This window comes from Bradyrhizobium sp. USDA 4461 (assembly GCF_054055655.1).
Genome location: NZ_JBSRXM010000001.1, coordinates 7493989 through 7518532 on the forward strand (window position 1 = coordinate 7493989; position 24544 = coordinate 7518532).

The following is a 24544-nucleotide window of genomic DNA, read 5'->3' on the forward strand; positions in this document are numbered from 1 at the left end:
TGGCGCGGCCTAGAACGTATGGATGCTCGCCGCCGCCGGCACGCCGGTGCTCACATGGGCAAGGTCCACCTTGTCGCTGCCGGTGCCATTGGCCGAATACCAGAGCTCTCCCGTCGTATTGTTGAAGAAGAACTTGTTGGTGCTGGCGCTTTCGTTCCAGGCGGTCGCCGCATTCTCTGTTCCGCCGGTCGTCGCCGACGACGTGAACTGACCCGCCGTGATCGCGGTCGACGTGCCGATCGTGAGGTTCTGACTGGCGACATCGACAAAGATCTTGTCGGCCAGGGCGGAGAAGTCGGTAATCGTGTCGTGTCCGCCTCCCGAACCCGGCAGGACGAAGATGTCGTTGCCGCCACCACCGGTCAGGCTGTCGTTGCCGCCGCCGCCGATCAGGGTCTCATTGGCGGAGCTGCCCTGGATCGCATCATTGCCCGCCGTACCCTGAAGGGTCGTGCTGCCATTGATGTTGATATTGATGGTGCTGGAGGCCGTATCGCCGTCACCGTCAATCGTCGCCACGTTGAAGCTCAGATTCTCGGAGAGATTTACCGTCGACTCAACTCCGACGCTGACCAGGTCGACCTTGCCGCTGCCCGTCACGTCCGTGAACTGGACCGTGTAGAGCTGCATGCCGGCGGGCGCTGCCGGCGTCGACCATTCGTTGGCAATCGAGGCGTGCGCGGACGGATCGAAATCACCGGACACCGATGTGATCGACGCCGTGTGTACACCGTCCCAATAGGACACGACGTAGTGGATGTCGTCCCCGGCCTTGTAACCGGAGAAGGTGTAGTTGGCGACAGATTCGGGTCCCGGAGGAACGAACGCTGCGTTGTGAACCGGACTGGCGCTCGCACCGCTCGTGAAGTCGAACAGCATCTTCTCGTTTTGATCGAAGTTGTTGTTGCCGACACCCCAGCCAACGGTAGATCCGTTCACACTGCCTTGGCCGCCGCCGGAGGCGGTGCCCGAAATAACCGCCAGTTGGTCGGCGCCCGAGGTCAGAACCTGCTCCTGAGACGGACCCGAGCCGAAGGCGCTCGAACCGCCGACATTCTCGGTCGTCACCGCAGTAAAGGGCTCGAGCAATGTGAACGTGTAGTGATCGGTCGTCGGATCCACGGTCAGCGTGAAGATGTCGTTGGCTGCCGACGGAGCCGCGCCGACATAGGCGGTCAGTGTGTGCCCCGATGCGTCGATCGAGTAATGCACGGCCTGGCCGTCGAACGTCAGGCCCGCCGGCGGTGTGTCGCCGGCGAGGGTCAAGGCATATGCACCGAAACCGTCGGCACCGGAGATCACGGGCAGGTTGCCCGTGACGGACAGCCCCGCGACATCCGCGATGATCCCGTTGTCGATCGTGCCGAAATGCGGACCGTCATCGTGGAACGTGACGTGGGTGCTGAGATCGAGGTTCTGGCTGGCGCTGTCGCCGTCCTTGTCGGTCACCGTCGCCGTCAACGTCACCAGGCCACTGGTCAAGCTGATGCCTTCGCCAGTATCCGGGCTCGAGGCGGTGTTCTCGTGCACCGCACGATCCTGCGTCAGTGCCACATTGCCCGTCACCGGGTCGACCGTCAGCGTGAATACCAGCCACGCCGCCTGGCCCTCATGGCCGGCCACATAGCCCGAGATCGTGTTGCCGCTCTTGTCCAGCACGACGCCGAGACCGGAGTTGCTGTCGATCAGGTTGGTCGCCGTGCCGTTGCCCGCGATGTTCAGCGCATAGGTCAGCGACTGCTGACCATCCGCGCCGGTCTTCACGGTGAACGCGCCGGCGAAGCTCTCGGTGTCCAGCGTGTGGCCCTGCGTCGCGACCGCATCCGGCGTCGTACCATTGACGCCGGCGTTGGTCGAACTCGACAGATAGGCCTCGTAAGTGTTCAGCGAGTTGACGTTGCCGCTCAGCGAGATCGACGGGCCGTCATCGTGGAACGTAATGTGGCTGCTGAGGTCGAGGTTCTGGGCGGCGCTGTCGCCGTCCTTGTCAGTCACGGTTGCGGTCAGCGTCACCAGACCGTTGGTCAGGCTGATGCCCTCGCCGGTGTCGGGGCTCGAGGCAGTGTTCTCGTGCACCGCACGGTCCTGCGTGAGCGTCACACTGCCGGTCGCCGGGTTGACCGTCAGCGTGAACACCAGCCAGGCGGCCTGATTCTCATGGCCGGCCACGTAGCCGGAGATCGTGTTGCCGCTCTGGTCGAGCACGACGCCGAGACCGGAGGCGCTGTCGATCAGATTAGTCGCGACCCCGTTATTCGCAATGCTCAGCGCATAGGTCAATGATTGCTGACCGTCTGCGCCGGTCTTCACCGTGAACGCGCCGGCAAAGCTCTCGGTATCGAGCGCATGACCTTGCGTCGGCACCGCATCCGGCGTGGAGCCGTTGATGCCGGCGTTGGTCGACGCCGACAGATACGCTTCATAGGTGTTCAGGGAGTTGACGTTGCCGCTCAGCGAGATCGACGGGCCGTCATCGTGGAACGTGATGTGGCTGCTGAGGTCGAGGTTCTGGCTGGCGCTGTCGCCATCCTTGTCGATCACCGTCGCGGTCAACGTCACCAGGCCGCCGGTCAGGCTGATGCCCTCACCGGTGTCCGGGCTCGAGGCGGTGAGCTCGTGCACCGCGCGGTCCTGCGTCAGCGTCACGCTGCCGGTCGCGGTGTTGACGGTCAGCGTAAACACCAGCCACGCGGCCTGGCCCTCATGGCCGGTCACATAGCCGGATACGGTGTTGCCGGTCTGGTCCAGCACGACGCCGAGGCCGGAGGCGCTGTCGATCAGGTTCGTCGCGGTGCCGTTGCCAGCGATGCTCAGCGCATAGGCCGTGGTTGCATTGTCGGCACCGGTCACGACGGTGAACGCGCCGGCAAAGCTCTCGGTGTCCAGCGTGTGACCCTGCGTCGGCACCGCATCCGGCGTCGAGCCGTTGATGCCGGCATTGGTCGCAGCCGAGAGGTACGCCTCGTAGGTGTTCAGCGAGTTGACGTTGCCGCTCAGCGAGATCGACGGACCGTCGTCGTGGAAGGTCACATGCGTGCTGAGATCGAGGTTCTGGACGGCACTGTCGCCGTCCTTGTCGGTGACGGTCGCGGTCAGCGTCACCAGGCCGCCGGTCAGGCTGATGCCCTCACCGGTGTCGGGGCTCGACGCGGTGTTCTCGTGCACCGCACGGTCCTGCGTCAGCGTCACATTGCCTGTTGCCGGGTCGACCGTGAGCGTAAAGACCAGCCAGGCGGCTTGGTTCTCATGGCCCATCACATAGCCGGAGATCGTGTTGCCGGTCTGGTCGAGCACGACGCCAAGACCGGAGGCGCTGTCGATCAGGTTGGTTGCGACCCCGTTATTCGCGATGCTCAGCGCATAGGACGTGGTCGCGCCGTCGGCGCCGGTCACGACGGTGAACGCGCCGGCAAAGCTTTCGGTGTCCAGCGTATGACCCTGGGTCGGCACCGCGTCCGGCGTGGAGCCGTTGATGCCGGCGTTGGTCGCGGCCGAGAGATAGGCCTCATAGGTGTTCAGCGAGTTGACGTTCCCGCTCAGCGAGATTGACGGGCCGTCGTCATGGAAGGTCACATGCGTGCTGAGATCGAGGTTCTGGCTGGCGCTGTCACCGTCCTTGTCGGTGACCGTCGCGGTCAGCGTCACCAGGCCGCCGGTCAGGCTGATGCCTTCGCCGGTGTCCGGGCTCGAGGCCGTAAGCTCGTGCACCGCACGATCCTGCGTCAGCGTCACATTGCCGGTTGCCGGGTCGACCGTCAGCGTGAACACGAGCCAGGCGGCCTGGTTTTCATGCCCGGTCACATAGCCTGAGATCGTGTTGCCGGTCTGGTCCAGCACCACGCCGAGGCCGGAGGCGCTGTCGATCAGGTTGGTTGCGACGCCGTTATTCGCAATGCTAAGCGCATAGGCGGTGGTCGCATTGTCGGCACCGGTCACGACCGTGAACGCGCCGGCGAAGCTTTCGGTGTCCAGCGCATGCCCCTGGGTCGGGACTGCGTCCGGCGTCGAGCCATTGATGCCGGCATTGGTCGAAGCCGACAGATACGCCTCATAGGTGTTCAGCGAGCCAACCCGTCCGCTCAACGCAATCGACGGGCCGTCGTCGTGGAAGGTGACGTGGGTGCTGAGATCGAGGTTCTGGCTGGCGCTGTCGCCATCCTTGTCGGTCACGGTCGCGGTCAAGGTCACCAGGCCGCCGGTCAGGCTGATGCCTTCACCGGTATCCGGACTGGAGGCAGTGAGCTCGTGCACCGCACGATCCTGCGTCAGCGTCACATTGCCCGTCGCCGGGTCGACGGTCAGCGTGAACACCAGCCAGGCGGCCTGATTTTCATGACCGGTCACATAGCCGGAGATCGTGTTGCCGGTCTGGTCGAGCACCACGCCGAGGCCGGACGCACTGTCGATCAGGTTAGTCGCGGTGCCATTGGCTGCGATGCTTAGCGCATAGGCGGTCGTTGCATTGTCCGCACCGGTCACAACGGTGAACGCGCCGGCAAAACTCTCGGTGTCGAGCGTGTGGCCTTGCGTCGGCACCGCATCCGGCGTCGAGCCGTTGATACCCGCGTTTGTCGCCGCCGACAGATAAGCCTCGTAGGTGTTCAGCGAACCAACCCGTCCGCTCAGCGAGATTGACGGGCCGTCATCGTGGAACGTGACATGGGTGCTGAGATCGAGGTTCTGGGCGGCGCTGTCACCATCCTTGTCGGTGACGGTTGCCGTCAGCGTCACCAGGCCGCCGGTCAGGCTGATGCCCTCACCGGTGTCCGGGCTGGAGGCCGTAAGCTCGTGCACCGCACGATCCTGCGTCAACGTCACATTGCCCGTCGCCGGGTCGACCGTGAGCGTAAAGACCAGCCACGCCGCCTGGTTCTCATGGCCCGTCACATAGCCCGAGATGGTGTTGCCGGTCTGATCGAGCACGACGCCAAGACCGGAGGCGCTGTCGATCAGGTTGGTCGCGGTGCCATTGCCCGCGATGCTCAGCGCGTAAGCGGTCGTGGCATTGTCAGCACCAGTCACGACGGTGAACGCCCCGGCAAAGCTTTCGGTGTCGAGCGTGTGACCCTGGGTCGGCGCAGCATCCGGCGTCGAGCCGTTGATGCCGGCATTGGTCGAAGCCGACAGGTACGCCTCGTAGGTGTTCAGCGAGTTGACGTTGCCGCTCAGCGAGATCGACGGGCCGTCATCGTGGAACGTAATGTGGCTGCTGAGGTCGAGGTTCTGGGCGGCGCTGTCGCCGTCCTTGTCGGTCACGGTCGCGGTCAAGGTCACCAGGCCGCCGGTCAGGCTGATGCCTTCGCCGGTGTCCGGGCTGGAGCCGGTGAGTTCGTGCACCGCACGATCCTGCGTCAGCGTCACATTGCCCGTCGCTGGGTCTACCGTGAGCGTAAAGACCAGCCACGCGGCCTGGTTCTCATGACCGGTCACATAACCGGAGATCGTGTTGCCGGTCTCGTCAAGCACCACGCCGAGACCAGAGGCACTGTCGATCAGATTGGTCGCGGTGCCATTGGCTGCGATGCTCAGCGCATAGGCGGTCGTTGCATTGTCGGCGCCGGTCACAATGGTGAACGCGCCAGCGAAGCTTTCGGTGTCCAACGCATGACCTTGCGTCGGCACCGCATCCGGCGTCGAGCCGTTGATACCCGCGTTTGTCGCCGCCGACAGATAGGCCTCATAGGTGTTCAGCGAGTTGACGTTCCCGCTCAGCGAGATCGACGGACCATCATCATGGAACGTGACATGCGAGCTGAGATCGAGATTCTGGCTGGCGCTGTCGCCGTCCTTGTCGGTCACCGTCGCGGTCAAGGTCACCAGGCCGGCGGTCAGGCTGATACCCTCACCCGTGTCGGGGCTCGAGGCGGTGAGCTCGTGCACCGCACGATCCTGCGTCAGCGTCACATTGCCCGTCGCCGGGTCGACCGTGAGCGTGAACACCAGCCATGCGGCCTGGTTTTCATGGCCGGTCACATAGCCGGAGATCGTGTTGCCGCTCTGGTCGAGCACCACGCCGAGACCAGAGGCGCTGTCGATCAAATTGGTCGCGACCCCGTTGGCCGAGATGCTCAGCGCATAGGCGGTCGTTGCATTGTCGGCACCGGTCACCACCGTGAACGCGCCGGCAAAGCTCTCGGTATCCAGCGTATGGCCCTGGGTCGGAACCAGATCCGGCGTCGAGCCGTCGATGCCGGCATTGGTGGAGGCCGACAGATAGGCCTCGAAGGTGTTCAACGAACCAACTCGCCCGCTCAGTCCAATCGACGGACCATCGTCATGGAATGTGACGTGGCTGCTGAGGTCGAGATTCTGGGCGGCGCTGTCGCCGTCCTTGTCGGTGACCGTTGCCGTCAGCGTCACCAGGCCGCCGGTCAGGCTGATGCCCTCACCAGTGTCGGGGCTCGACACAGTGAGTTCGTGCACCGCGCGGTCCTGCGTCAGCGTCACATTGCCCGTAGCCGGGTCGACCGTCAGCGTGAACACCAGCCAAGCGGCCTGATTCTCATGACCGGTCACATAGCCGAACACCGTGTTGCCGGTCTGGTCGAGCACGACGCCGAGGCCAGAGGCGCTGTCGATCAAATTGGTCGCGGTGCCGTTACCAGCGATACTTAGCGCATAGGCGGTCGTTGCATTGTCGGCACCGGTCACAACGGTAAACGCGCCGGCAAAGCTCTCGGTGTCGAGTGTGTGACCCTGGGTCGGCACGGCATCCGGCGTCGAACCATTGATGCCGGCATTGGTCGCAGCCGAGAGATAAGCCTCATAAGTGTTCAGCGAGTTGACGTTCCCGCTCAGCGAGATCGACGGGCCGTCATCGTGGAACGCGATGTGGCTGCTGAGGTCGAGGTTCTGGGCGGCGCTGTCACCATCCTTGTCGGTGACGGTTGCCGTCAGCGTCACCAGGCCGCCGGTCAGGCTGATACCCTCGCCGGTGTCCGGGCTGGAGGCCGTAAGCTCGTGCACCGCACGATCCTGCGTCAGCGTGACGTCGCCGGTCGCGGTATTGACCGTCAGCGTGAACACCAGCCACGCCGCCTGGCCCTCATGGCCGGCCACATAGCCGGAGATCGTGTTGCCGGCCTGGTCGAGCACCACGCCGAGGCCGGAGGCGCTGTCGATCAGGTTGGTTGCGGTGCCGTTGCCTGCGATACTCAGCGCATAGGCTGTCGTCGCATTGTCGGCGCCAGTCACGACGGTGAACGCGCCTGCAAAGCTTTCGGTATCGAGCGTATGACCCTGGGTCGGCACCGCATCCGGCGTCGAACCGTCGACGCCCGCATTGGTCGCGGCCGAGAGATACGCTTCATACGTGTTCAGCGAGTTGACGTTCCCGCTCAGCGAGATTGATGGGCCGTCATCATGGAAGGTGACATGCGGGCTGAGATCGAGATTCTGGCTAGCGCTGTCGCCGTCCTTGTCGGTGACGGTTGCGGTCAAGGTCACCAGGCCGCCGGTCAGGCTGATGCCTTCGGCGGTGTCCGGGCTCGAGGCAGTGAGTTCGTGCACCGCACGATCCTGCGTCAGCGTCACGTCGCCGGTCGCGGTGTTGACCGTCAGCGTGAACACCAGCCAGGCCGGGTCGTTCTCATGGCCGGTCACATAGCCGGACACCGTGTTGCCGGTCTGGTCCAGCACGACCCCAAGACCGGAGGCGCTGTCGATCAAATTGGTCGCGGTGCCATTGGCTGCAATGCTCAGCGCATAGGATGTGGTCGCATTGTCGGCGCCAGTTACGACGGTGAACGCGCCGGCGAAACTCTCAGTATCGAGCGCATGACCTTGCGTCGGCACCACATCCGGCGTCGAGCCGTCGATGCCCGCGTTGGTCGCAGCCGACAGATACGCTTCATACGTGTTCAGCGAGTTGACGTTCCCGCTGAGCACAATCGACGGACCATCATCATGGAACGTGACATGCGAGCTGAGATCGAGGTTCTGGCTGGCGCTGTCACCGTCCTTGTCGGTCACCGTCGCCGTCAACGTCACCAGACCGCCGGTCAGGCTGATGCCCTCGCCGGTGTCCGGGCTCGAGGCGGTGAGCTCGTGCACCGCGCGATCCTGCGTCAGCGTCACATTGCCCGTCGCCGGGTCGACCGTGAGCGTGAACACCAGCCAGGCGGCCTGGTTTTCATGGCCGGTCACATAGCCGGAGATCGTGTTGCCGCTCTGGTCGAGCACCACGCCGAGACCGGAGGCGCTGTCGATCAAATTGGTCGCGGTGCCGTTGGCTGCGATGCTCAGCGCATAGGCGGTCGTTGCATTGTCGGCGCCGGTCACGACGGTGAATGCACCGGCAAAGCTCTCGGTGTCGAGCGCATGACCTTGGGTCGGCGCGGCATCCGGCGTCGAACCGTCGACGCCCGCATTGGTCGCGGCCGACAGGTACGCCTCATAGGTGTTCAGCGAGCCGACTTTGCCCGTCAGCGCGATCGACGGACCATCATCATGGAACGTGACATGCGTGCTGAGATCGAGATTCTGGCTGGCGCTGTCGCCGTCCTTGTCGGTGACCGTTGCCGTCAGCGTCACCAGGCCGCCGGTCAGGCTGATGCCCTCACCGGTGTCGGGGCTCGACGCGGTAAGCTCGTGCACCGCACGGTCCTGCGTCAGCGTGACGTCGCCGGTAGCAGTGTTGACCGTGAGCGTGAACACCAGCCAGGCGGCCTGGCCCTCATGGCCGGCCACATAACCGGAGATCGTGTTGCCGGCCTGGTCGAGCACGACACCGAGACCGGAGGCGCTGTCGACCAGATTGGTCGCGGTGCCATTGCCGGCGATGCTCAGCGCATAGGCTGTGGTCGCATTGTCGGCACCGGTCACGACGGTGAACGCGCTGGCAAAACTCTCGGTATCGAGCGTATGGCCCTGCGTCGGCACTGCATCCGGCGTCGAGCCGTCGACGCCGGCATTGGTCGCAGCCGACAGATATGCCTCATAGGTGTTCAGCGAATTGACTGTCCCGCTCAGCGTGACGGACGGGCCGTCATCGTGGAACGTGACGTGGCTGCTGAGGTCGATGTGCTGGCTGGCGCTGTCGCCGTCCTTGTCAGTCACGGTCGCGGTCAAGGTCACTAGGCCGCCGGTCAGGCTGATGCCTTCACCGGTGTCGGGGCTCGACGCGGTGTTCTCGTGCACCGCACGATCCTGCGTCAGCGTGACGTCGCCGGTCGCGGTATTGACCGTCAGCGTGAACACCAGCCACGCCGCCTGGCCCTCATGGCCGGCCACATAGCCGGAGATCGTGTTGCCGGCCTGGTCGAGCACCACGCCGAGGCCGGAGGCGCTGTCGATCAGGTTGGTTGCGGTGCCATTGCCCGCGATGCTCAGCGCATAGGCCGTGGTTGCGCCGTCGGCGCCGGTCACGACCGTGAACGAACTAGCAAAGCTCTCGGTGTCGAGCGTGTGGCCCTGGGTCGGCACGGCGTCCGGCGTCGAGCCGTTGATACCGGCGTTGGTCGCTGCCGAGAGGTACGCCTCATAGGTGTTTAGCGACCTGACCGTCTCATTCAGTGAGATCGATGGGCCATCGTCGTGGAACGTGATATGCGTGCCGAGATCGAGGTTCTGGCTGGCGCTGTCGCCGTCATTGTCGGTGACCGTTGCCGTCAGCGTCACCAGACCGCCGGTCAGGCTGATGCCTTCATGGGTATCCGGGCTCGACGCGGTGTTCTCGTGCACCGCACGATCTTGCGTCAGCGTCACGTCGCCGGTCACGGTGTTGACCGTGAGCGTGAATACCAGCCACGCCGCCTGGCCCTCATGGCCGGTCACATAGCCGGAGATCGTGTTGCCGGTCTGATCGAGCACGACGCCGAGGCCGGAGGCGCTGTCGATCAGGTTGGTCGCAGTGCCGTTGCCCGCGATGCTCAGCGCATAGCTTGTGGTTGCGCCATCGGCGCCGGCCACCACCGTGAACGCGCCAGCGAAGTTCTCCTTGTCCAGCGCATGGCCCTGGGTCGGCGACGCATCCGGCGTCGAGCCGTTGATGCCGGCATTGGTCGAAGCCGACAGGTACGCCTCGAAAGTGCTCAGCGCGCTCGTCGTCCCGCTCAGCGAGATCGCCGGACCGTCGTCGAGGAACGTCAGATGCGGCCCGACATCGGCTTGCGCTGTCGCGGTCTGGTTGCTGTTATCCGTCACCGTCGCCGTTAGCGTCACCATTCCGGCGGGCAGATGCACACCTTCGTTGATGTCGCCGCCCACTTCCCCGCTGCCCTCGTGCATCGAGCGCAGATCGGTGAGCGTGATATGGCCGGTCGCGTCCACGGAGATCGTGAAGTCAGCGAGGCCGTTCTGGCCGCCTTCCCGGCCAACAACCTGCCCGTTCTCCACGAACAGGAACACGTGATTGCCGGTCTGCGAATCGATCAGACCGGTATCGACGCCTGGCGCGCTGATCGACAGCGCAAAGGTCAGCGACTTCTCGCCGCCGGCCGCGGTGATCGAGAACGGGATCAGCCCCGTCGCCACGGTCGAACCTGCCGGTCCCAGTCCGGAACCTGCGATGCCATTGGTCGCAACGGTCAGGAAGCTCTCGTCCACCGTAAGATCCGGCGCGGTGCCCAGCGAAATGGTGGGCTTCGGAACTTCTTGGTTGAGCACGAAGCCGGTCGGCGGCGTGTCGGTGAAGCCCGGCAGCTCTTCCTGCGGAGCCAACGCGTTGGTGCCGACGGGACCGAGATCATCCACCGCAAACGGACTGAAATTCGCTCCGCTCGCCTGCGCATTGCCGTTCGAGTTGCCGCCATTGTCGGCCGCAGGCAAGACGGAGCCATCCGTGCTGATCGGGAACAGGCTTGCGAAGTCTTGCACCGAGACGTCGCGACCGGGCGCCATCTCGATCGTGATGTTGCTCTGGTGATCCGCGCGGGAGTCGAAGAACGGCTCAACCGTGACGGTCGACTGGTTGTCGAACAGGATGATCAGCTTTTCGCCGATATGAACCAGCGTGATCTTTTCGTTGGCGATCGACGAGAAGTCGACCTTCGCCTTCTGGTCGTAACCAAGGTTGACGACCACTGCCTGATCGGTCAGCGGCTTGGTCAGCTTGTAAATTCGAACGGGAGCCGAATTGGTGGAATTGCCGGTGCCGGTAGCCTGAGCGACCTGAAACGAACCCTGCATTATCAACTCCGCAAAATGCGTTTAGAGGAAAAATTGTAGAAAAATTTAGTTTTAGGCTATTGTTAACCCTCCCCCCGGTCAAGAAATGTATTTGGTTAATCAATGCTTTCCCTGCGAGTGTGGTAAAGATCGAACAGGTCGAGGCTGCAAGAACAACGGCTTAGCCGAATTGGCTCGGCCCAAAGGCGGTCTGGCCGCCCGGCCCAATTTCATGTTGCCGACGATTTTGGAGTGGCCGATGCGGGTGATTCTTCAGGGATGCGCCGCCATTTTGCTTGGCGGCATGGCCGGCGCGGCATCCGCGCAAGCGCCAACACCGACGCCCGTCCCACAGCAGACCACGGTCGAACGCCAGGTCCGCACCCTGGCCAACCGGGACACCCAAATCGGCATTTACCTCAATGTGTTACCTGACTGCACGTCGGGGCCATTGCCAACCATCAGGTTGGTCACGCCGCCCACTGCGGGAAAGGTCGTGATGAAGACGGCGAAGGCCAAGGCCACCAATTACAAGGCCTGCCTGGCGCTCGAGGTGCCGGCCTATGTCGCCTTCTACAAGGCGCCGCCGGAATTCCTTGGCGACGACGCCCTGACGATCGAGGTCAAGTACCAGGGCGGCCGCACCGAAATTCAGAAGATCACCGTCAAGGTCAGCGGGCCGGGCAACCAGCAGAAGATCTGACGGCGCGGCGTTAGAGCGGATCGCCCTCAGCGGTCTCCTGCTCCACGTCGCGTGAGACGTCGCTCGGTGCAGCAGCGGCCGGCTGGCCAAGCTGCGCCCTTTCCTCATGGCAATCGCTGATCCGGCGGGCGACCACCCGATCCATCCGCGGCGCCTGACCGTGGACCTCGTTGACTTCGGTGTAGGCCTCATCGCTCAGCACCGTGATGACGGTGGAGACCGGCCCCATGTAGTCGCACCGGTTGGAGAAGATGTACTTGTTGCTGATCTTCTCCGGCCTCGATGAATGGCAGTTTCCGATCGACGGTGACGAAAAGGTCGCCTTCATCGCCTGGGTCGGGTCGACACAGCGGGTCATCTCGCGCTCGAGCAGCTTCTGCCGCCCGTTCGACGGCGACACCAGCTCCATCGTCCGCACGAAGCGCCACATGCCTTTGCGGAAGGTCGGCCCGTTGAAGCTTTCCTCGGCCGCGGTGCCGTGCGACGCAAGCAAGGACACGGCAAGTGCGATCACGGCGCCAAGCGTGCATGCGCAGACCTTCGAGTGCCCGAAGTCCTCACGCGATACCATGTGTTGAATCCTCAATCGGCCGCACGATGCGCTTCGCGTGACTTCGGCTCGAAGCACGCCCAGCCTGACGTCATTTCAGAACACTTCGCGTTAAGGTCAGGTAAACACTCGCCCTTTTGGCTACGACTCTCCACCGTCAAGGGCGAGGCACCGGCCGCCAAAGCCCATCCCTCGGCACGCCGATGCCGGGCCGGCTGTTCCTGATCTCCAGCTAATGCTGCACGCGCCCGGCGGCCGACTTTTCAGGACTGGCGGCCGTCCCGTCGTCGCAGTCGCCGATCCTGGTCGCGACGACCATATCGGTCCTCGGATGCTCGCCGGTGCTGACCTCATTCAGCTCGGTATAGGCCTCGTCACTGCGCACCGTAATGACGGTGCTGACCGCGCCCATGTAATCGCATCGGTGCCCGAAGGTGTATTGATTGCCGACCTTTTCAGGCTTGTCGGAGACGCAGCTTCCGACCGGATCCGGCGAAAAGGTCGCCTTCATCGCGAAGGTCGGGTCGACGCAGCGTGTCGTTTCCGCGTTCAGCACCCGATACTTGAAATTCTTGTTGGCGGTCCTGACCACGTCGAGCGTGCGGATGAAGCGCCACAAGCCCTTGCGGAAGCTCGGGCCGGAAAACGATTGATCGCCCTGCGCTGCCGCGGACCGGCCGTTGGAGGTTTGAGGAGATGGCGTCTGCGCCTGAGCCGACAGCGCAGACGCCGAGACCATCATCACGGTCAGGAGCGAACCTGCGATTGCACCACGGAAGTCCATTCCCACCCCCGATGTTCGCGCGGCCCCGTTCGCGATGCGATCCGGTCAGGCGCTGAAAGCAGTTCCTGCGAAACGACTCAAATACCTTCCACCACTTGCAGGCCAATTGTGGCCAGTAAAGGCACGTTGTCGCAGCCTGACAGTCTTCCTCTCAATTCCGTTCCAGTGCAGCAAACCTGCAACACTCAGCGCCCGACCCCCGTGCCGACCGCTGTCGCAGGTTTGACCTTGGAGGCTTTTTTTGCTCATTTAGCGCCAGATATTTTTTCTCAATTACTTAGCCTATCGCTGGACGAGGGGGCACTGATGCGTATTCGAATTGGCTACATGGTCGCGGGAATTCTGGCTTTGGGCGCAGCACTGTCGGGCAATTCCCGGCCAGCGGCGGCCGCTGATCTCGGCCTGATCACCAAGGCTCCGGTCGGCACCTGCAGCGAGATCGTCTTCACCTGCGAGAACGGCCATCACTATCCGCTGTGCCCGCGCGCCGTGTCCGTCGAGGGCGAAGTGGTCACCGCCTCGCTGCTGACCGGACGTGGCGGCATCCATGTGCGGCACGTTCCGATGGGCGTCGGCTATCGTTATGCCGGCCGTGGCGTCTGGCTGGATGGCTTCCGGGAAAACGCGCTGCTCAACTTCGGCAAGCACCAGCAGATCGCCTGCACCATCGCGCACTCATAAGAGTGCGCGCTTCTGCGTCGCTCCGATCGGTGTGACGCAGAGCTCTTCAAGCCGCGAGGTTGCTCCTCACCCCCTGGTGCGGAGCACAACGCGCGACGAGCGCGAGAACATATAAGCCTTCGGATAGACGTAAACCGGGCAGTAGTCCTGCCACTGGTACAGCTGCCAATTCCATTTCCAGCAGCCCGATTCGATCTGAGGCTCCTGCACGAAGTCCAGCCGGTACGGCGGATCGCCAAACGGGTAGACCTCGCCAGATTTCGCCGCCGTCGACGACAGCACGACGATTGAAGCGGCCGCGGCAATGATCACGGAAAATGACTTGTTCATAACGCCCCTCGATCGAATGACGTGATGGCGCGAGAGTGCCAAATCCGCCGGCCCTGATCAAGGTGCCGGCCGCAACACTTGGACGCGAATCGACTGTTCTAGACCGCGCGATTCTGTGTCGGCGAGCGGCCGCCGCCATCGGCGACCAGCACTGCTCCGGTGACAAAGGACGCCTCGTCGGACGCCAGGAACAGGCAGCATGCCGCGATCTCGGCGGGATCGGCCATCCGCCCCAAGGCGATCCGCCGTTCGACAGCGCGAAACTCGGTCTCGGCCGTGGTGCCGTTCTGCTCCGCGAGCAACCGCATCTCATGGGCGCTCATCGGCGTCCGCACCCAGCCGGGCGCGACCGCGTTGGCGCGGATGCCGTCGGCGCCATGCGCGTAGGCCAGCGAACGCGTATAGGCGACGACGGCCGCCTTGCTCGCGGCGTAGCTTGCACTATCCGGGCTGGCATTGAACGCGGCAACGGACGCGATGTTGACGATCGCGCCGCCGCGCTGCCGGAGCAACGGGAGCGCAGCGCGACAGACGCGCATCGTCCCGGTGAGGTTGACATCGAGCGTTTTGGCCCAGACCTCGTCGGAGACGTTTGCGGGCTGATCCGGCACGATCAAACCCGCCGCGTTGACGACAATGTCGAGCCACGCGCCGGAGGCAGTGACGGCCTTGGCAACGTCATCCGGACGCGTGACGTCGCCATGGATCGCCTGCCCGCCGCACTCGGCCGCCGCGGCCTGAAGCTCGGCGTCGCCGAGGCCGAACAGCACGACGCGCGCGCCGCTCCACGCCAGCAGCACGGCCGTGGCCCGGCCGATCCCGGTGGCCGCGCCGGTCACCAGCGCCGTCTTTCCTTCCAGCCGCGGCATCAGACTCCCCACTGCCGTTCGACGGCAAATCCGGTTTCGGGCAAGGTCGAACCGCCGTCGACCACGATGGTCTGCCCGGTGACGTATCTGGCTTCAACGGAAGCGAGGTAGAGCATCGCGCAGGCGATGTCGTCGGCCCGGCCCATCTGTCCCATCGGAATGAAGCGTTCGAGCTTGGCCTTGTTCTCCGGCGCGCTCATGCTGCCGCGGCCGGGTTTCTCGATGAAGCCGGCCTCGACGCCATTGACCGTGATGCCGTCGCGCGCCAGCTCGAAGGCGGCGCCGCGGATGAACGCGTTGACGCCTGCCTTGGCCGCCGAGTAATGCGCGCCGCCGCCCATCGCGACGCGCGCCGACACCGACGACGTCACGAGGATCCGCCCGAACTTGTTGGCGCGCATATGCGGACTGGCGGCCTGGGCGAGCCAGATGCTGGCGTTGAGATTCAGCGCCAGCGTCTCGTCGAGTTTTGCTTCGTCGAGTTCATCCAGCGAGGCCCACGGACAGCCGCCGGCATTGTGCACGACGATGTCGAGACGACCGAATTTGGCGGCGACACCATCAATCATGGCGCGCAAGCTGCTGCGATCGAGTCGATCGAACGGAGCGCAATGCGCCGCACGTCCATCGGCCGCCAGCTCGCGCGCCAGCGCTTCGGCCACATCGAGCGTCCGGTTGGCGATCACAACGGTCGCGCCCGCCTGCGCGAATCGCGTGACAATCGCGGCGCCGATCCCGCGGCCTCCACCCGTGACGATGGCGACCCGGCCATCAAGATTAAACGGAGGCGGTTGCATCAGATTGCTCCCGCGTCGCGCAGCAAATCAATGAATTGCGCGAACACCGCCGTATGCTTGTCGACGTCGCGCGCCGAGGTCGCCGGACACATCAGCAACATGGTGTGAAATGGCGTAACCAGGATGCCCTCGTTCATGTAGAACGCATGCAGCAAGGTCTCGAGATCGGGTTGCCGGCCGGCAATGACATCGGCACCGCTGCGCGGCGGATGCGGCATGAACATGATCTCGGCGCGCGCGCCGATCTGCGTGACATGCCAGGGCAGACCGGCCGCTTCGATCAACCGGCGCGCGTCCTGTGCGAGCCAGGTCGCGGTCCCGATCATCCGCTCATAATTTGCAGACGTCAGCACCTTCTCCAGCACCGCGCGCATGGTCGCGAGCGTCAGCGCATTGCCGGCCAGCGTACCGCCGAAGCCGAGATGTGCGGACTGCCGCACGCGCGGATTGACGTGAGGCACGAGCTTCCAGAGCCGCTCGGCGATCTCCTGGCTGAGGCCGAACACGCCGGCGGGGATGCCGCCCGCGATCGCCTTGCCGGCGACAAGAATGTCGGACTCGAGGCCATACGCCTGGCTGTAACCGCCCGGCCCGCAGGACAGTGTGTGGGTCTCGTCGATGATCAGCACGGTGCCGCTCCGGCGGGTCAGGTCGCGCAACGCTTCGTGAAATCCGGGATCGACCGGGATCATGCCAAAATTCGTCATCAACGGCTCGGTCAGCACGCAGGCGACGTCGCCATGCGCCAGCGCCGCCTCGAGGCCCGCGACATCGTTGAACTCGACCACCCGGCTCACCGCGTCATGATCGATGCCGTTGGGATGGATCATGTTGCGCAGCCCGACCCGGCCGTCGCGGATCTCGACATGCGCCTCCTCGACACCGCCATGATAGCAGCCGGAGAACACCAGCACCTTGCGCCGGCCGGTGATCATGCGCGAGATACGGATCGCGGCGCGGTTGGCGTCGGTCGCCGACGTCGTCAGTGTCCAGTATTTCGGACCGAAGCGGCGCGACAATTCGGCGCCGACCCAGATGCTGTCCTCCGTCGGCAGCATCATGGTCGCGCCGCGCTTGAGCTGATTGAGTGCCGCCTCCGTCACCGCCTCGGGCGCGTGCCCGCACATGCCCCCGGTGTCGCCGAGACAGAAATCGATGTAGTCGCGCCCGTCGATGTCCCTGATATGCGCGCCCTGCGCCTCCTCGACATAGACCGGGAAGCCGCCGGCCCAGCGTCGCATCCAGTGCGACGGACCGCCATAAAGATAGTGCTGCCTGCCGTCTTGCCACGCCGCGTCCGATCGCGGATGCAGCGCGCGAAAACGCTCCTGCTCGGCATCGAGCAATCGGTTCAGAACGCCTGAGCGTTCGGCAGTTGCAGATGTCATAGCGCGATCCAGGCGGTCTTGAGGTCGGTATAGGCGTCGAGCGCGTGCAGCGACTTGTCGCGTCCGAAGCCGGATTGCTTGAAGCCGCCGAGCGGCACCGTGATGTCGGCGCCGCCATAGGCGTTGACGTGCACAACGCCGGCCCTGATGGCGCGCACCATGCGATGCGCCGTCGAAAGGTTTCCGGTCCACACTGCGGACGCAAGTCCATAGGGCGTCGCATTGGCAAGCGCGACAGCATTCTCTTCGCTGTCGAACCGCGTGACCGACAGCACCGGGCCGAACACCTCCTCGCGCCACACCTCCATCGCCGGCGTCACCTCGGTGAGGATCGCCGGCGCCATGAAGTTGCCGCCGCTGTCGGCGCGGATCTGCTCGCCGCCAACCAGCCGCTTCGCGCCCTGCGCTTCCGCGCGGACAACAGCGTCGAGATTCTTGCGCAACTGCACCTTGCTGGCGACGGCACCGATATCAGACGTCAATTCGAGGGGATCGCCGACGCGAAGCCTGGCGGTGGCCTCAAGCAGCTCAGCCATGAAGCGATCGTAGACCTGCGACTGCACGAGCAGCCGCGAGCCGGCGACGCAGACCTGGCCCGAATTCCGGAAGATGCCGTTCGCGGAGACCTTGGCCGCATGCTTGATGTCGGGCACATCGGCGAACACGATATTGGGCGACTTGCCGCCAAGCTCGAGATGCACGCGTTTCAGGTTCGACCGCGCCGAACATTCCAGCAGCCGCCGCCCGATCGCGCCCGAGCCGGTGAAGGCGAGCGCGTCGACATCCATATGCAGCGCAAGCGCCTCGCCGGCCGATGCGCCGCGGCCGGTGACGACGTTGAGCACGCCATCCGGCAACCCCGCCTCGGTCGCGAGCTCGGCAAGCCGCAGCAGCGTGAGCGATGCAAGCTCCGGCGGCTTGACCACGACCGAATTTCCGGCGGCGAGCGCCGGACCGATCTTCCACGCTCCGATCATCAGCGGAAAATTCCACGGCACGATCACACCGACGACACCGAGCGGCTCGCGATGCACCAGCCCGAGCACGTCGCCTGAGGTTGGTGCGATCTCGCCATACACCTTGTCGATCGCCTCGGCGTAGTAGCGGATCGTGCCGGCCGCCGACAGCGGTTCGGCCTTGTAGGCCATGCCGATCTCGGTGCCGTTGTCGCGCACGCCGAGCACCGCGATCTCGAGGGCGTGCCGCTCGATCAACTCGGCGAACCGCAGCAGCACCTTCTTGCGCTGCGTCGGGACCGCGCGCGACCAGCTGCCCTGCTCGAACGCCTGCCGCGCATGCCTCACCGCGGCGCCGATATCGGCCGCATCGCCGTCGGCGATGCTCGTCAGCAGCTGGCCGTCGATCGGCGACACGACGTCAAGCCGCGCCTCGCCGACCGCCTGGGCAGGCCGTCCGCCAATGAAGAGCTGCTGGGCCGGAATGGCAGCCGAGCGGTGTTGATCGATCTGGGCTTGCTGCATGCGGGATCATTGTGACGGTGGCGAACGCGACTCCCGACCGGGATCGCTGGCATGTTGCAATCCTCGCCAAATCAAGGCTTTGGCAGCAATCAACCGATAGGTGGATGTCACCGCAGCGAGCGTCCCCATAGCGTGATCGCACGATGGCCGAACGCTCCCGCACGCTGGGTGCAAACCAACTCGTCCACATCCCTCACGCCGCCGGCGAGCCGAAGGTCATGCCTGAGATGACAGAGCCCCGCATTCTCCTGATCGGAACGGGAGACACCAAGGCCGACGAACTGCTGTTCATGAGCGAGTGCATCGCGCGCGCCGGCGGCCGCACGATCATGATGGACATCAGCGTGCTCGGTGATCCGCCCTATCAGCCCACACATGACAAGCATGCGGTGGCCGCCGCCGCGCAGACCACGATCGCGGCGATAGCATCCAGCGGCGACGAGAATTCCGCGATGTCGCTGATGGCGATCGGCGCCACCAATCTAGCGCGCGAGCTCGCCGCGCGTGATGCCATCGACGGCATGATCGCGATCGGCGGCACGATGGGAACCGATCTTGCGCTCGACGTCGCGCAGGCGCTGCCGCTCGGCCTGCCCAAGCTGATCGTCTCGACCGTCGCGTTCTCGCATTTGATTCCGCCCGAGCGCGTCGCCGCTGACCTGATGATGATTCTGTGGGCCGGCGGGCTCTACGGCCTCAACGGCACCTGCACGGCCGTACTGTCGCAAGCCTGCGGCGCGATCGTCGGCGCCGCGAAGAGCGCGATCAAGCCCAGCCTGGACCGGCCGGTGGTCGCGATCACCTCGCTCGGCAAGAGCTGCCTGCGCTACATGGTCGAGCTGAAGCCGCAGCTCGAACGGCGCGGCTATGAGGTCGTCGTCTTCCACACGACAGGCATGGGCGGCCGCGCGATGGAATCGATCGCAGCTCAGGGTGGCTTCGCGGCGGTGCTGGATCTCTCCTTGCAGGAAGTCGCCAACCAGCTCACCGGCTCGGTGGTCAACTCCGGCGCCGACAGGCTGAAGAATGCGGGCCGTGCCGGCATTCCGCAGATCGTCGCGCCCGGCGCGATCGACATGGTCGACTTCCCGGCTTGGCTCGGCGTTCCCAAGGAGCTGTCGGATCGCCCGTTCCACGCGCATAACCGGCTGCTCGCGTCGGCGACCTCTGGGGCCGCCGATCGGAAGCGCATCGCCCGCGCGATTGCCGAGAAGTTATCCAGCGCCACCGCACCGGTGGCCTTCGTGCTGCCGGCCGGCGGCATCCAGCAATGGGACCGCGAGGGCGAGGCGCTGCACGATCCCGATGCCCTCGCCGCTTTTGTGGATGCGATGCGCGCGGCGATTCAGCCCCCGGTCGAGCTGCACGAGATCAAGGATCACATCAACAGCGCCGCATTCAACGAAACAGTGCTCGGCATCTTCGACCGCTGGGTCGCGGCCGGCGTTGTCCGCCCCGGCCGGGCGACGGCTGCCGCATGACAAGGCCGCACGCCCAGGCGCTGGTGCTCGACTTCGGCGGCGTGATCTCGAAGACGCTGTTCGAGACCCATGACCTGACCGAGCGCACGCTCGGGCTTGCCCCGTGCACGCTGAAATGGCTCGGACCGTTCGCGCCCGACAGCGACCCGCTATGGGCGTCGATGCAGCGCGGCGAGATTTCGGAGCGCGACTACTGGCTGACGCGCAGCCGCGAGGTCGGCCGCATGCTCGGCGAAGACTGGCGCGACATGGAAACTTTCGTGAAACGGGCGCGCGGTGCCGATCCCGATACCGTGATCCGCCCCGAGGCGGTGCGCGCGATCGAGCTCGCCGCCGATGCCGGGCTCCGGCTCGCCATCCTGTCGAACGAGCTCGACCTGTTCTACGGCGCCGATTTCCGCAACCGCCTGTCCATCCTGGAGCGCTTCGAGACCATCGTCGACGCGACTCATACCGGGATCCTGAAACCAGACCCCCGCGCCTACCAAAGCGTGCTGGACGAACTGGCGCTCGAGGCAGACAATTGCGTCTTCGTCGACGACCAGCGCCGCAACATCGCAGGCGCCGTTGCGCGCAACATGCGCACGGTGCTGTTTGATGTGCGCAACCCGGCCGCGTCCTACGGCGAGGCGCTGCGGCATTTCGGGCTGCAGTTCGAGTAACAGAGGCGATCATGCGCGACAGAAACTTTCTGGTTGAGAACAACGCCAAGCCGATCTGGCACCCGATGGCCCATCCTGCCGAGATGCGGGCGCAGCCGCCGCGGATCGTGATGAAGGGCGAAGGCGTCGAAGTCACCGACATCGACGGCAAGACCGTGATCGATGCGGTCGGCGGCTTGTGGAACGTCAATCTCGGCTACAGCTGCGATCCGATCAAGCAGGCGATATCAGACCAGCTCAGCGCGCTGCCGTATTATTCAGGCTTCCGCGGCACCTCCAGCGGTCCCTCGATCGAGCTCGCCTACGAGCTCACCGAGTGGTTCAAGCCGGAAGGCATGGTGCGCGCCTTCTTCACCTCGGGCGGATCGGACTCGGTCGAGACCGCGCTGCGGCTGGCGCGGCAATACTGGAAGATCAAGGGCCAGGCCGATCGCACCAAGTTCCTGGCACTGAAGAAGGGCTATCACGGTACTCATTTCGGCGGCGCCTCCGTCAACGGCAACGCCAACTTCCGGCGCAACTATGAGCCGATGCTGCCCGGCGTGTTCCATATCCCGGCGCCGTCGAGCTACCGCAATCCCTTCAACGAGACCGATCCCGCAAAGCTCGCGCAGCTCTGCGCGGCGGCGATGGAAGAGGAGATCGCGTTTCAGGGCGCCGACACCATCGCGGCCTTCATCATGGAACCGGTGTTAGGTGCGGGCGGCGTGATCGTGCCGCCGGACAACTTCATGAAGCTGGCGCGTGAGATCTGCGACCGTCACGGCATCCTGATGATCGCCGACGAGGTGGTCACCGGCTTCGGACGCACCGGCGCATGGTCGGGCTCGCGGCTGTGGGGCGTGAAGCCCGACATGATGACGATGGCCAAGGCGATCACCTCGGGCTACTTCCCGCTCGGCGCGATGCTGATCGGCGAAGCCGTCGCCGAGGCCTTCGAGGCCGACACCACGACATTCGGCTCGATCGGCCATGGCTACACCTATTCGGGCCATCCGGTCGGCTGCGCCGCCGGCCTGGCGGCGCTCGCCGAGACCCGCCGCCTCAGGCTCGACGAGAACGCCGCTGCGCGCGGCAAGGACCTTGCGCAGGCGCTGGCCGCGCTCAAGGCGAAGCATGCGCTGGTCGGCGATGTCAGGGGCAAGGGCCTGATGGCTGCGCTCGAGCTGGTCGCCGATCGCGACAGCAAGAAGTCAGCCGACAAGAAGACGATGGCCAAGGTCGCCGACGCCGCCTACGAGGCGGGCGTGATGCTGCGGGTCTCCGGCAACAACCTCATCCTGTCCCCGCCGCTGATCCTCACCACGGCGGACGTGAAACGGATCGCCGAAGGAATCGACGCCGGCCTTTCAGCGGCCGGCTGACAGTGCGCTGACGCAGGCTATGGCGCGCTCGAACACCGCGCCATCGGCCTTGTCGCGATCGAGGCAGTCGGCCAGCGACGCGGCCGACATCGTCTGAACCGTGCAGAAGATCCGCATGAAGTCGGCCGCGAGCGCGACCTTGCGCGGCGCGGGTTGTCGGTCCCAGTCGTCGCTGCTCAAATAGAGCAAGGACGCATCGTTGGTGCCGGCTTCGGCCGCTGCGCCGAGCGCGGCTGGGGCTGTCGCCAGCAACGCCAGCAGGGCGCCGATGCGATACATGCGGGCCTTCATTTCGTATCCCGGGCGTTCACCATCGGCGGGACGTCGAGCGCGGGATTGCGATCGAAGAAATTGAACGGCCGCAGCCGGAAGCCGTGCCACAGGCCGGGCATGACAGGCCAATCCTCGGCGCGCGGCACGTGGCGGAAGCCGACCGTGTACCACAGCACGAGATCGCGATCCTCGATCGGCCGCTTCGCCGCGGTCCATTTCGGCAGGCCGTCGACCTCAGGGTTTCCATTCGGGTACATGCCCGCGGCATAGCGCTCGTCACGGGCATAGGCCGAGGTCCATAGCGTGTAGGCGCTGAAGCCGGCACGCAACTGGATCGGATCGTCCTTGGCGAGCACCGAGACGTCGGAATGGCCGGGCATGATCTGGTAGCTGGTGCGGTAGCCGTGTTTGTTGGTCCTGCCCGCGCTCTCGATCCTGAACTGCGCCGCGTTCAGCGGCGTCGTGATCGGCCCTTCGGTCGGAACCGGCCTGGTGTCGACCTGCCACAGGCTCTTGCGCTGGCCCTGCTCCAGCCGGCGGACATTGAAGCGGTCCTCGACCAGGCGGTTCGCGGTGCCGTCGACGTCCATGTCGATCCGGAACGTCATGTAGTGATCGTGGTTGACCGCCAGCAGTCCTTCGTCGACCAGTGTGCCGTAGGCAGTATCCTGCGCGGCGGTCGGGTCGCTCAGTGTCTTGCTCGCCACGCCCTTGGTGGCGTCGATGCCGTAGGCGCCGAGCTTGACGTCGATGTTGCCGGCGCGGTCGAACACGTAGTCGACCAGATAGTCGTAATTGCCGACCACCGGCGCCATCCGCACCACCAGCTCATTGTTCGGCCGCACCTCGGCGGTGTTGTTGAGCAGTTCGCTGTGGCGCCAAATCGGATCGCCGGTCGGGCGCTCGAAGATGCAGACCGCGCCCTTCGAGACGACCGGATTGCCCTTGGTGTCCGAGATCGTCAGATCGAGGTAATGTGCGCCTTCTGGGCAATCCACGCCGCGCTGCAATTCGCTGGACAGCACGCCGAAGCCGTACTCGCCGATATCCATATAGGCGCGAAACGACCAGGTCGGCGTCGGATCCATATAGGGCACGAACATCTCGCTCGCCGAGATCTGATAGGCGATGTCGCGGAAGCTGCCGTGGTCGTCGTAGCGGATCAGCGACAGCACCGCGCCGACGCGCGGCTCGAGGCGGACATGGAACGACCAATTGTCCCAGCGGACCTGGCCGCCCTCCACCTTCACATTGCTGCCCTCGGGCGCCATGATCTCGATCGGCTTCGGCGGCTTGCGGTATTTGCCGGAGTCGGCATAGGCGTGCGAGGGCGTCTGCGGCGGTGGCGGCACCACGCCGAGATCGGTCACCGACAGCACCGTCCTGCTCTTGAGATCGACCTGGGCGAACAGGTTCTCGATCGGCTTGCCCCACAGATTGTTGGCGGCGCCTGACGTGTCGACGCAGGGCACGTTGAGCAGGCGGCGGCCTTTCAGCGTCGGATCCGTCATCGGCCCGACCGTCAGCGGAAGGCACAGCACGTTCTTGAAATCGGTGATGCCGCGCTTGGCCATCGCGGCGATCCAGCGCGGGTCCTGCTTCGGCAGATCACCGGCGGACATCAGCTCGTCGATGGTCAGCGCCGCCTCATGATCCCTGATCTCCTCCCAGCCGATGAGACTGCGCGCAGCGAGGTCGATATGCGCCTCGTAGAGATGCCCGCCGCTTAGCAGCGTCGCAGTGGCGCGCCGCGTGAACGGTTGTCCGGGCTTCCACGCCCGCACTTCGTCCTTGGGATCCTCCTCGACCGTCATGGACACGACCCGCGTCGCATCGTCGAGCTTGCCGGCGCCGCGGAGGATATCGGAGACGGAGCGGATCTCGTCGGTGGTGAGCCCATCCATCGGGTGCATCGCGGCCGCCTGCGGCCACATCCTGCGCTCGGCCTGCGCGGCCGTCGGCACCGTCAATGTCGCCACGATCAGACCCGCCAATGCCCATCCGCCATGCCGAAATACCAGAGCCATCACGCCCTCCACTCAAAGCCAGAACAGTCAGAATACAAGCAATGGTGA

At 64.8% G+C, this 24544-nt stretch carries 15 protein-coding genes; 5 read left to right on the top strand and 10 right to left on the bottom strand.

Translation table 11 applies throughout. From position 1 onward, the window contains the following. Positions 1-9: 9 nt before the first annotated feature. Positions 10-11127 carry a beta strand repeat-containing protein gene (locus ACVINW_RS35365; protein ID WP_456755559.1) on the bottom strand — a complete coding sequence of 3706 codons (11118 nt, stop codon included), beginning with the start codon at positions 11125-11127 and terminating at the stop codon, positions 10-12. 238 nt (positions 11128-11365) lie between these two features. On the opposite strand from ACVINW_RS35365, the gene ACVINW_RS35370 reads away from it, so the two are divergent. Next, entirely contained in the window at positions 11366-11809 is a 444-nt protein-coding gene (locus tag ACVINW_RS35370; protein ID WP_456755560.1) for a hypothetical protein, read from the top strand. Between the two features lie 10 nt (positions 11810-11819). On the opposite strand, the gene ACVINW_RS35375 is transcribed toward ACVINW_RS35370, so the two are convergent. Together ACVINW_RS35375 and ACVINW_RS35380 are read right to left on the bottom strand one after the other, a co-directional pair. Continuing rightward, positions 11820-12380 (bottom strand): DUF3617 domain-containing protein, encoded by a 561-nt coding sequence (locus ACVINW_RS35375; protein ID WP_456755561.1) that lies wholly within the window; start codon positions 12378-12380, stop codon positions 11820-11822. A 211-nt stretch (positions 12381-12591) separates the two neighbouring features. After that, positions 12592-13143, bottom strand: coding sequence for a hypothetical protein (locus ACVINW_RS35380; protein ID WP_456755562.1), 552 nt, complete (start codon positions 13141-13143; stop codon positions 12592-12594). 108 nt (positions 13144-13251) lie between these two features. On the opposite strand from ACVINW_RS35380, the gene ACVINW_RS35385 reads away from it, so the two are divergent. Beyond that, positions 13252-13824 carry a hypothetical protein gene (locus ACVINW_RS35385; RefSeq protein ID WP_456755563.1) on the top strand — a complete coding sequence of 191 codons (573 nt, stop codon included), beginning with the start codon at positions 13252-13254 and terminating at the stop codon, positions 13822-13824. A gap of 66 nt (positions 13825-13890) precedes the next feature. On the opposite strand, the gene ACVINW_RS35390 is transcribed toward ACVINW_RS35385, so the two are convergent. The 5 genes from ACVINW_RS35390 to ACVINW_RS35410 all read right to left on the bottom strand — a co-directional run bounded on the left by ACVINW_RS35390 (position 13891) and on the right by ACVINW_RS35410 (position 18689). Then, positions 13891-14154 carry a hypothetical protein gene (locus ACVINW_RS35390; RefSeq protein WP_456755564.1) on the bottom strand — a complete coding sequence of 88 codons (264 nt, stop codon included), beginning with the start codon at positions 14152-14154 and terminating at the stop codon, positions 13891-13893. Positions 14155-14252: 98 nt separating this feature from the next. After that, positions 14253-15023 carry an SDR family NAD(P)-dependent oxidoreductase gene (locus tag ACVINW_RS35395; protein WP_456755565.1) on the bottom strand — a complete coding sequence of 257 codons (771 nt, stop codon included), beginning with the start codon at positions 15021-15023 and terminating at the stop codon, positions 14253-14255. Next, positions 15023-15820 carry an SDR family oxidoreductase gene (locus ACVINW_RS35400; RefSeq protein ID WP_456755566.1) on the bottom strand — a complete coding sequence of 266 codons (798 nt, stop codon included), beginning with the start codon at positions 15818-15820 and terminating at the stop codon, positions 15023-15025. The genes ACVINW_RS35395 and ACVINW_RS35400 overlap by 1 nt, the downstream gene beginning before the upstream one ends. Continuing rightward, positions 15820-17208, bottom strand: coding sequence for a transaminase (locus ACVINW_RS35405; protein ID WP_456755567.1), 1389 nt, complete (start codon positions 17206-17208; stop codon positions 15820-15822). The genes ACVINW_RS35400 and ACVINW_RS35405 overlap by 1 nt, the downstream gene beginning before the upstream one ends. Next, on the bottom strand, positions 17205-18689 hold the full coding sequence (locus ACVINW_RS35410; RefSeq protein ID WP_456755568.1) for an aldehyde dehydrogenase: 1485 nt from the start codon (positions 18687-18689) through the stop codon (positions 17205-17207). The genes ACVINW_RS35405 and ACVINW_RS35410 overlap by 4 nt, the downstream gene beginning before the upstream one ends. A 218-nt stretch (positions 18690-18907) precedes the next feature. Here ACVINW_RS35410 and ACVINW_RS35415 point away from each other — a divergent pair, with 218 nt between their 5' ends. Genes ACVINW_RS35415 through ACVINW_RS35425 form a run of 3 tightly spaced genes read left to right on the top strand, consistent with a single transcriptional unit; the run spans position 18908 to position 22196 of the window. Next, entirely contained in the window at positions 18908-20170 is a 1263-nt protein-coding gene (locus tag ACVINW_RS35415; RefSeq protein WP_456755569.1) for a Tm-1-like ATP-binding domain-containing protein, read from the top strand. After that, positions 20167-20832, top strand: a complete 666-nt coding sequence (locus tag ACVINW_RS35420; RefSeq protein ID WP_456755570.1) for an HAD family hydrolase — start codon at positions 20167-20169, stop codon at positions 20830-20832. Before ACVINW_RS35415 ends, ACVINW_RS35420 begins: the two co-directional genes overlap by 4 nt. A gap of 11 nt (positions 20833-20843) precedes the next feature. After that, positions 20844-22196: an aminotransferase class III-fold pyridoxal phosphate-dependent enzyme gene (locus tag ACVINW_RS35425; RefSeq protein ID WP_456755571.1), complete on the top strand. Its 1353-nt coding sequence runs from the start codon at positions 20844-20846 to the stop codon at positions 22194-22196. Here ACVINW_RS35425 and ACVINW_RS35430 read toward each other — a convergent pair. Both ACVINW_RS35430 and ACVINW_RS35435 read right to left on the bottom strand, forming a co-directional pair. Next, complete coding sequence (locus ACVINW_RS35430; RefSeq protein WP_456755572.1) at positions 22182-22487, bottom strand: hypothetical protein; 306 nt, start codon at positions 22485-22487, stop codon at positions 22182-22184. The genes ACVINW_RS35425 and ACVINW_RS35430 overlap by 15 nt on opposite strands. Beyond that, on the bottom strand, positions 22484-24496 hold the full coding sequence (locus ACVINW_RS35435; RefSeq protein ID WP_456755573.1) for a copper amine oxidase: 2013 nt from the start codon (positions 24494-24496) through the stop codon (positions 22484-22486). The genes ACVINW_RS35430 and ACVINW_RS35435 overlap by 4 nt, the downstream gene beginning before the upstream one ends. Between the last annotated feature and the right edge of the window lie 48 nt (positions 24497-24544).

What these genes read in the sequence shown, in the direction of transcription:
- ACVINW_RS35425 (WP_456755571.1), top strand. Translation starts at nt 20,844, where the DNA reads ATGCGCGACAGAAACTTTCTGGTTGAGAACAACGCCAAGCCGATCTGG.
- ACVINW_RS35395 (WP_456755565.1), bottom strand. Translation starts at nt 15,023, where the DNA reads ATGCCGCGGCTGGAAGGAAAGACGGCGCTGGTGACCGGCGCGGCCACC.
- ACVINW_RS35420 (WP_456755570.1), top strand. Translation starts at nt 20,167, where the DNA reads ATGACAAGGCCGCACGCCCAGGCGCTGGTGCTCGACTTCGGCGGCGTG.
- ACVINW_RS35410 (WP_456755568.1), bottom strand. Translation starts at nt 18,689, where the DNA reads ATGCAGCAAGCCCAGATCGATCAACACCGCTCGGCTGCCATTCCGGCC.
- ACVINW_RS35370 (WP_456755560.1), top strand. Translation starts at nt 11,366, where the DNA reads ATGCGGGTGATTCTTCAGGGATGCGCCGCCATTTTGCTTGGCGGCATG.
- ACVINW_RS35435 (WP_456755573.1), bottom strand. Translation starts at nt 24,496, where the DNA reads ATGGCTCTGGTATTTCGGCATGGCGGATGGGCATTGGCGGGTCTGATC.
- ACVINW_RS35400 (WP_456755566.1), bottom strand. Translation starts at nt 15,820, where the DNA reads ATGCAACCGCCTCCGTTTAATCTTGATGGCCGGGTCGCCATCGTCACG.
- ACVINW_RS35430 (WP_456755572.1), bottom strand. Translation starts at nt 22,487, where the DNA reads ATGAAGGCCCGCATGTATCGCATCGGCGCCCTGCTGGCGTTGCTGGCG.
- ACVINW_RS35415 (WP_456755569.1), top strand. Translation starts at nt 18,908, where the DNA reads ATGCCTGAGATGACAGAGCCCCGCATTCTCCTGATCGGAACGGGAGAC.
- ACVINW_RS35365 (WP_456755559.1), bottom strand. Translation starts at nt 11,127, where the DNA reads ATGCAGGGTTCGTTTCAGGTCGCTCAGGCTACCGGCACCGGCAATTCC.
- ACVINW_RS35405 (WP_456755567.1), bottom strand. Translation starts at nt 17,208, where the DNA reads ATGACATCTGCAACTGCCGAACGCTCAGGCGTTCTGAACCGATTGCTC.
- ACVINW_RS35375 (WP_456755561.1), bottom strand. Translation starts at nt 12,380, where the DNA reads ATGGTATCGCGTGAGGACTTCGGGCACTCGAAGGTCTGCGCATGCACG.
- ACVINW_RS35380 (WP_456755562.1), bottom strand. Translation starts at nt 13,143, where the DNA reads ATGGACTTCCGTGGTGCAATCGCAGGTTCGCTCCTGACCGTGATGATG.
- ACVINW_RS35390 (WP_456755564.1), bottom strand. Translation starts at nt 14,154, where the DNA reads ATGAACAAGTCATTTTCCGTGATCATTGCCGCGGCCGCTTCAATCGTC.